Origin of the sequence: Pedobacter sp. HMWF019, from assembly GCF_003061025.1 — a bacterium.
Taxonomy (GTDB): Bacteria; Bacteroidota; Bacteroidia; order Sphingobacteriales; family Sphingobacteriaceae; genus Pedobacter.
In genome coordinates this window covers 1-1,374 of record NZ_QAIL01000236.1, presented here as the reverse complement: position 1 = coordinate 1,374, position 1,374 = coordinate 1, and the positions used below count along the sequence as shown (strand labels likewise).

Sequence of the window (1,374 nt, the reverse complement as noted above, 5' to 3'; positions counted from 1 at the left end):
CAATAGAAGTGTTTTCTAATATAGAAATGAACTTTCTATATTATACTGTTCATTTAGTTCATTTTCAAATGAACAACATTTCTTGTCTTCTTGTTTATTCCTGAGGATAGTAATTCAGTATGGAATCAGGGATATTTTGAAAAAAAAGAGCCTGTATCATAAATCATGATCAGGCTCTTTTTCACTTTGTCTTGGTAAAATTATTTCTCAGGAGACAAGACAAGTCTGATGTAATTATCTCCATTCAGATATTTTGCAGCGATGTCTTTCAGACTGGACACTGTAACTTTACCTATCGCAGCATCATAATCATTAACCTGGTTCAAAGGTTCATTATTAATCATCTGTCCGTTCAGGTAGTTTAACCAGAAATTATTGGTCTTTAATCCTGTTTCCCTGCTTCTCCGGTCTTCTGCTTTAAATTTATTGATGTTTTCCATTGAGGGGCCATTTTTACCCGCTTTCTTTACTTCATCCAGTGCAGAAGCAATCAGACGTTCTACATTACCAGGAGCACAACCAAAAGAAATGACCATACTGAATCTACTCTGAGGATACTTCGAGGTGCTTACTTGTACACTTGGGGTGTATACACCACTTTCCTCTTCTCTCAATCGTTCTAACATCCTGATTTCCAATGTTTCTTTTAAAGCTTCCATTTTCACATCATTTTCATAGCTATAATCGAAAGGCCCGGAAAACACCATATATACAGTTGATTTTTGTTCTGTTCCCTTATATACTGTTTTAGAGATCTTTCCTTCAGGGATATGAATACCCAAATCTCTTGCTTCTTCCTGACGTCCGTTTGAAGGCAAAGAGCCCACATACTTTTCCAATAATGGTTTTATTGTTGCTTCGTCAATACTTCCTACAAAAGTGAAAGTAAGCCCAGAAGCATCAGCAAAACGTTCTTTATAGATGCGCAATGCCTTATCCAGATCAATCTGGTTTATTTTTTCCAGGCTAGGCCCGGTGCGGCGGATATTATAATTACTCAGTACAGCATTTACAGTATCACTAAATACCTTATTCGGATCATCGCCACGATTTGCCAGACCTGATTTTGCATTAGCTATTAGTCCTTTAAAGATTTCCTCATCTTTGCGGGGTTCTGTGAAGTAACCATAAATCAATTGAAGCGCAGTTTCCAAGTCCTTTGGCGTTGCACTACCATTAAACCCTTGTGTACGCTCTCCAATATATGGACCTACACCCAATTGCTTGCCTGTAAGAAACTTATCCAATTGGGTAGAATTGTAATTTCCTACACCACCCGCAGCCACTGCACCTGCAGCATTGGTTGCACTTTGAAAATCAGCATCGCTGTACAGTGAGGTACCTCCTTTTGAAAAAGCATTGAACAGGATTTGG

The 1,374-nt window shown here is 38.3% G+C and carries 1 protein-coding gene; it reads right to left on the bottom strand.

Annotated features, from left to right (window positions below):
- Nucleotides 1-200 precede the first annotated feature (200 nt).
- Nucleotides 201-1,374 (bottom strand): pitrilysin family protein (locus tag DBR11_RS13860; RefSeq protein ID WP_146186530.1); only part of this gene is annotated, 1,174 nt, incomplete at its 5' end.